The following is an 8,011-nucleotide window of genomic DNA, read 5'->3' on the forward strand; positions in this document are numbered from 1 at the left end:
ATTTCCTTAGCGTTTATGTTTGATTTTATGGTTATTTTGTCACGTTGAGAAAATTCTAGACAATAATATAATCGCGGCAAAATATACTCTGCCAAATTACTATGATCACTAAAAATACGCTAAAACCAACGTTAGGTCTCATGGCTGCTTCACTATTATTGAGTGCATGTGGCGGTGGGGGTGGGGGTGACAGCACGCCGCCAGCTAGGAAGACAGGAAGTATCTCAGGAAACGTTTTTGACGCTCCCGTCAATGGTGCGAAGATCGAGGTGTTTGAATACAAGAACGGAAAAGTTGGCAGGTTGCTTGCCAACACGACTTCTAACGCCTTCGGTGATTACAAGCTTGAATTCGAATCTTCATCGATGCCTTTGTATGTAGTTGCGCAACAAGGAAGCTATACCGATCCGCTTACGAAAGAGATCGTGTCGTCAAGTGCAGGTAAGACTTTGCGCCTAGAAGGTGTCGTCAACTTTAGTGAAGGCAGCAACCAGACATTAATGCTGACGCCTTTAACTAATATTGTTTCTGGTTTGGCAAAGTACAAAATTGCAGAAGGGGCATCTGGGGCGGATGCTATTTCTAAAGCATTGAGTAGTATCAATGGTATGTATGGGTTCAATGTCAATGAAACCACACCGATTGACATAACTAAAGGCGGTCAGAGTAGCTTTGCTACACCCGGACATCAGTACGGTGCGTTGCTAACGGCTTATTCTTCTTACTCTTATGATTTGATAGAGAAATACGGTCAGTCTAAAGACAATATATATACCTCAATGCATCTTGCAGACATTCAATTCCGCGATGTTATTGCAGACGGTCTTTTAGATGGCTTAGAAATTAGTGAGTCTACAGGTGCTGTTACTCCACTTACGTTCGGTCAGCAGAAAGTCACCAGTGACGTTTATACGCAAGATCTTTCGCAGCAAATTTTAATTGTGGTGAACGATCCCAAGCTCAATGTTTCTGGAACCGATGCTGATGATTACGTGGCGTTTAGCCAACAAGTCAATGATTTGGGGACTCATGGTCAGGCTGATGGCGTTATTCCGCCTCGCGACGAGACGGAAATTGACACAATTCCGCCAACTGTTACTCGCACAGATAGTGACGTTTTAGCTGGCACAGATAACGTCGATCTCAGAATCAACGACGATATTGGCGTTCAATCTATTTCTGCTTATGTTGAATACAAGCTAAACGGCATTTGGTCAGGAGAATTTAAATGTAGTGACCAGCAAACTTCTGGCAGTGAGTTCTGTTCGGTAGATGCTAGCGGCTTTGAAGTTGGTGTTCGTGAAACAAACATCAAAGTAAGCATTGATACCAATGCGATTGATGCTGTAGAGCGTGATTCGGATACTGGTCTTTCTAATGTATCGGATGCTCGTTTGGTCTTTTACACTGCAGACGTTTTAGGTAATGAACTTGTTCCTGGCAGTAACAAAGGTCACTACGTTAATTTTTATTGGGATAATGACGCGCCTGTTATTACGGTGAGTTCAGCGAGCGCGATCAACAAGCAGCTTCCCGAATACGTGTTAAAAGGGACTGTTAAAGAGGCATCTCAAGACATTAAATCGGTTAACGTCTCCTTCAAAAACGGTTTACCAGAAGAGCTCAGTTGTACTCCAGTTATCACTGAGTCAGGCAGTGCTTGTGAATTCACCAGTAAACCTTATTCGACAGAAGAATTCTTATCTACGACCACGTTTGATATTACGGCGAAGGACACAAAAGATAATGTCGGTAAGCTAACATTTACCGTCAGTCGCGATGACCAAGCTCCAGCTCAGATCGTTGCTTACCCTGAAGGGGCGTCGATGAACTACGTCAATGTAAACCTTGATGGGGAGCGATCGACATACGAGGGGGTTTACACACAAGATACTTATACTTCTGATAACGTGCAGTCGAGTCGTGACTACTTGAAGATCGACTACGTCTACGCAAGCTCAGGTTTGAAATCTCTTGATGGTGTCGACTTCGCAAACTTTAACGTTAACTTATTAAAAGAAAAGAAAATTCCTTATGTAAAGGTTCGAGTTTCCGATGTGAGTTCAGACACTGTCTTGGGAACGAGTGCTGACAAACTGAAGCTAGTGGTCAAGTACTATGTAAGCCCAAACAATGATGGTCAATATGCCTTCCAAGAGAGAACACAAACAGTAGCCTCAACAGAAGACGTTACCGCAAATATTCCTCACGAAACGATCATGGACAGCAACGGTCGAGTCAGCGAAGTTATCTATTATGTTCCTTTCGTAAGAGAAATCCTTGGTGAAGGCTTTAAGAACGTTTCTGAAAATGCGAGCCAAAAGCTGGAAATCCAAACCATCGATGAATCTGAAAACGTGAGTGCTGCGCAAGTCGTTTACTTCAGAAGCAGTTTTGACTTGCCGACAATGACTGTCGTGACGCCTTTTATTGGTGCGCGAGTGCAATTAGAAGGGTTGAACCCCAATGGCGAATTCACATCTTTAGCTAGTTGTACCACCATCCAGCAACCTGAAAGTGATCAGACAACCGCGCTTGACGTCGCGGTGTGTGAAACCACAACTGATGTGGTGAATTACGAATTCATGCGCGTACGTCTAATCGGTGTAGAAGGGATGGATCCTCATTACTACCAATGGAAAGATGATGAGGGTAAAAAGGCAAGTGTAAACTTAAATAACGCCAATATAGGCGCATATTTTGAGCTTGATGGCTCAAACACTTATTACATCACTGAGCTTGCAACCTACCAAACGGGTTTGTTTGATTATCGTTGGAACCAAGTAGAAGCAGGAGATAAAACGTCAGAACGTGCATCGCAAATTCTTACTGATGTGAAATACGCTTTATCGGGTGCCAACAGTAACAACAGCTCATTCTTTGGCTTTGACCCGACCGTGACGGCTTATGCCACGAACGAGATGTTAGAGAAACCAATACCTAATGTTTTGACCAATGACTACTTACATCGATTCCTTGTTGAGGCCATCGATGGTTTGGCGCAAAACCTGCCGAGAAACAACTCTTCTGATTTTGCCTCTGCTATCTATGATGATCTTAGCTACGATGGTAAAGCAAATGGTCTTGGAGCTGGTGGTAACAAAATCAAACTAGATGATTATGAGTTCAGTTCTGACACTTACAGGAAAGACCTTGCTCAGTCGTATTACAACATCATGACGGGTAAGTATCAGATTCCTGATAATATTGCTCAGCTATATGCTGATGATATTTCACAGGCAAACCCAAAACTTGGCAATGACAGTATTTTTGATAGTGAAGGTGGAAGTATTGATGTATATCCACCGGAGAAAACGTTGAAGATAGTAACTGGTCGCCAAACGATGGTTGGTAACAAACGTTATGTCGCGGGGGAAGTGGTTTCCCAAGTCGTTTTGGAAGACCCATCAGGTATTGTCGAAAAGGGCGATAATGCACCTAAATTCAAAAGTATGTGGTATGCGGGAAGCAATCCAAATACGGCTATTCCACTGGATCTAAACATAGAAGAGTCAGGCGAGAGTGGGAAGTTCAAAAAAGAGTACTTCTTTACGCTTAACTCAGAGTCATCAGACTTAAAGGATATTATTGAATTTGCACTGGAGATAAGTGCGTTTGATACCAAAGGCAATGGTTATTCTGAGTCCAACCCACATGTAGAACGCCTTTATGTAGATAACGATTATCCGAAGGCGAGTTATGAGCCTCCCAAAGACATCAATGATGAAGAAATCAAAGATGGTGTTTACCTAAGCGTTAAGAATAACATTCACGATCTGACTTTTATCTTAGATGATGTCGTTGGTGATAAGCTCGATAAGCGTAGTCTTCTACTTTACAAAAGTTCAGGCGAAAAATATCCAGTTTCGTATGAGCAGTTTTATAAGAATGAAACAAAACGATTTGTAGTACGACTATGCAGCCAGAAAGACTGTTCGGGTCAAGGAGTCACCATCAACCCAGGGGATGGTAACTGGTTCGCAGTCGCTAGCGCAGAAGATAACTTGGGCAATGTCGTATCTGATGCTGATAGCGGTGCGCCAAGGTTCCGCATCTACATCGATTCTGAAGCTCCAGTTGTTAATGATGCGAATATTGCTGAACGATTGGGTGGCAACAGTGTTTGGACACCGATCATTGATTGGGGCGAACTCAGTCAGGGAAGTAACGTAAAGATTGAGTTGAGCAAAGGTTCGGGTCAGACCCAGACATTAGAGGCGTGTGACCCTGTAGCAAGTAGTTGTGATGAACCGTACCTTGTTGGCGAGCAGCCAGATATTAAAGTTCAGTTGGTTGCAAATGCCTTTAGTTATGATGCTACCAATGAATTCTACGTGACGGCGACAGATACAGCGTATCCGAAAAACGAAAGTAGAAAAGGTACGTTTACCTTCAAAGTTGATAACGAAGGGCCAACTATTTTACTTTCTACCCCTTGGGTTGAAGACGCTTTAACAAAGGAAAATGCAGTCGTTGGTCGTAATTTCAACGTGCTTTTTGATGGAGTGACAGATGATTCGAAAATCACGGAGGTCTCGTTATTCCAAGTTGGACAAGCAGATGCGCTGAAAACATTCAAACCCGCAGAACCAAGCCAAAAGTTTCCCATGCCACTTGTCGAGAGTGATACTGACAAAATTGATATGCCGGGTGAAGGGAACAGTGTCAGCCTTTACGTCAAAGCGAAAGATATTCATGGCTTTGAGAGTCAATCCAACACAAATAGCGTCATTTTTGACAATCAAGGTCCAGATTTTAACTTGGTTGGTCACGATGAAAGTAGCTATTACGTCAACGATTATGTGTTTGAGCTGAGAGCCGTTGACTTGGGCGCAAGCGGCAATGTTTCTGTTGAAGGTGTTGATAGAGAAAATCTAGAGTTCTGGATATTTGAGGATGCAGAGCCGCCTTTTGGTGCGCAAGGTACGGACATAGTTAATGCCGAAACTCTAAAGGTTCCTTTAGGTGGTTTGAGTGATGGTGAGCATACTATTAGGATCAAAGGTCTTGATGTTCGTGGTAACTCTTCCCAAAAAGATTTCCGGTTTAATGTAAGTAACAAGGTTCCTCAACTGGATTTAAAAATCACTAACGTTGCGAACGGTGAAACAATAGATCGCGTCGTATATGACGAAGGTGACATCAAGCTGACGTTAAAAGTAACGGATGTGAGTGGTGTAAAGAACATTGTTTCTACTTATAAATACTCCGGTGAGAGCAAAGCTACGGACTTTCAGTTCGATGAAGTTGTGGGTGAAGAGGGTACGTGGACTGCTACCTTGAAAGAGTCTGAGTTAAAAGCTGATGGTAACTATGAACTCAGTATTAGTGTTTACAACAATGTCCAGCATAACAGCGACGATAATCCATTAGTCAGCAAGATAAACCACACGCTTAGTGTTCAGCGTAATGGTGTTGCTCTTGATGTATTAAAACCAACTCAAGACTTTCAAAACTATGTCTCTAATGGTGTGCTGGATGTCACATTCACAACGCTAAGTGAAGTTAAAGCGCAGCAAATTCAGTGCTGGGTTCGTCAAGAGTACGATGGCAATGAAGCCCCTGATGAGAACGAAAAGCCAACTTCTGGCAAGAAGAATATATCTCCAGGACAAGAACCTAGTTGTACCGTTGACTCTGAAAGTACCTCATTGTCACCGGCAATATTGATTGTTCAAACTAAGGGGACGAATGGCGCGGTAGCGGTTCAGAAATTTGACTTTAAAATGATGGACTCAGATTCCCCAGTAGTCACTCAACCAGCTACTGATACTTATCAATTCTCTGGTGGTGAAGTAACCCACAACCCTGGTGATGACACGAAGTTCCTAGCGTTCGAGCTTATGTTTAAAGATGAATTATCAGGAGTGAACATCACCAATGAAGACAACTACCCTAAGATAATTCGGAAAGCGGGAGCGATTCCTTTTAGCGCAGAAAGTTGTGTATTAAATGCGGATGGTCAGGTTGTGTGTCGCTACAAGGAAAAGTACTCCGACATTATCCAAAAGACCGCAGTTACACATGATTACAAAGTAACAAACATTAAAGACAATGCAGGTAATTTAGCCCTAGATCATGAGTTTGAATTTTTGTTACCGACTGAAGATCCAATCGTTGAAATTATCAGCCCAAGTGAAGGCAACGTTCTAAATGGTAAAACTCTTGATGTAGAGTTTAGAGTGAAACTGAGTAAAAATTCAGAACTAGAAAACGTAGAAGTCACCTTTGGTGACGAGTCCTACAATCTCAAAACGGATGATAACTTTGAAAAGTTCAAGCCTTGTGGTGTTGATGGAGAATATCGTTGTTCTATTTTCCATAGTGACCAATTAGAAAGCTCTCTAGAAAACAAAGCACTGACTGTAAATGTGACTGCCACAGATGTTTGGGATAACCGTGGAAGTGCAGCAGTTAAAGACATTCGATTCGATAATACTGCCCCAATTATTGGGGATGTGATCACGGTTTCAGAGCAACCAAACGATAAGGTTAGGTTCACTTTTGATGAGATGAGAGATGAAGTCAGTGGACTCGCTACGGTTAAATACACAGTGCGTGTGCTCAACTTTGAAGAAGAAAAAACGGAGAATGTGACCTATTTCGAGTTGCCTAAAGATCAGATCGCAGGTCGTGATGAAATCAGAGTTGAGGTTATCGCGACTGATGCTGTCGAAAACTTTGAGTCCGCAACAAAAACTGTTTATTTAAAAGCGCCAACAGTAACACTTGCTTTTGATGGCATTGCTGGCTTGCAAGGAAACAAGCTAGCGTTTGTAGATGAGAATCAATCATTTACGATTACCTCTAAAGATAGTGAGCACGTCAAGGCTTCTAGCTACTCTGTAGATATGATTCCGAAGGTTGGGGATACGCTTAATTTCAAGGGAAATATAACGTCATCAACGGCGTCAGGCACTATGGTGTTTGATGCCGATGACCAGGCTGAGTACACGTACAAAGTCACTGTCATAGATTCCATAGGACGTTCGATTACAGACTTTGAGCTTTTCGATAAATCTTATGATGCCAAAGGTCTCGACTCTGTTGTTGACCATGAGATACCAGTTATCACGGGTGTTCGCGCTGATCAAGTTTCTATGACTCCGACAGGTGATAAATACAATTTGGATGTAACCGCTTATGTTTCAGATAAAAACTTAAGTTCAGTCACATCAACGGCTGATAATGGGGCAGGGGTAATTGTTGCTCCACAATCAATCACACAGCCTGCCAACGATAGCGACCCGTATGTAATGCACTACCTATTATCAAAAGGAGACTACACGATAAAAGTAGTGGCGTCGGACCTCGTCAACCATAAGGCTGAAGAAACGATAACGCCGACAGTGGAAGCTGCAAGTGTCCCTGAACTCACAATATCGAGCTCTGGGAGTGCTCCATTAGCTGGTGGTGTTGAAGTTCAGCTTACGTTTAAGTTTACGGAAGACGTCAAAAACTTTGAGTTCTCTGATGTAAAACTCGAAGCAAGTGATGGAAGTGATATTGGAGAGCTGAAGCTTCTATCTTGGAACAAAACTGATGACAAAACATGGACTGTCAACTATTTAACTCCAGAGAGGGCGGATAAAGATATAACCATACGGGTCGATGATGGTAGCTATGAGAGCGTCAATACTATCCCCGGAATTGGGGATAGTTTGCTTCTAGGGGTTGAAGGTGTGTTGCCAACACTGACTAAGGTAACGTTTGACCCGATACATCAGGAAATCGGCAAATCTGTCAACATCCAGCTTGAGTTCGACAAAGAGTTGCAAGAAGCGACTGCATCACTAGGAAGTAATAACGTTACATCACTAGCGGTGACCGCAAATAAGAAGGTGTGGACAGGCACAGTTGAGGTTCCGAATGTACCGGAAGCTAGCGTTGGTCTTGTTGTCAGTCAATATAAAGACTTAGTGGGTAATGTGGGCGAAAACAATGCATCAAACGCATTGCCAATAACGCCAACTTTAACAGTTGAGAATATCCGTGATGTCAATTCAACTGG

1 protein-coding gene is annotated in these 8,011 nt (G+C 42.7%); it reads left to right on the plus strand.

Annotated elements, in window-relative coordinates; genetic code table 11:
• Window positions 1–140: 140 nt before the first annotated feature.
• A partial coding sequence (locus OH463_RS24170) for a hypothetical protein (RefSeq protein WP_269992916.1) occupies window positions 141–8,011 on the plus strand: 7,871 nt, incomplete at its 3' end.

It is taken from the genome of Vibrio sp. NFR, assembly GCF_027587095.1.
Lineage (GTDB): Bacteria > Pseudomonadota > Gammaproteobacteria > Enterobacterales > Vibrionaceae > Vibrio > Vibrio harveyi.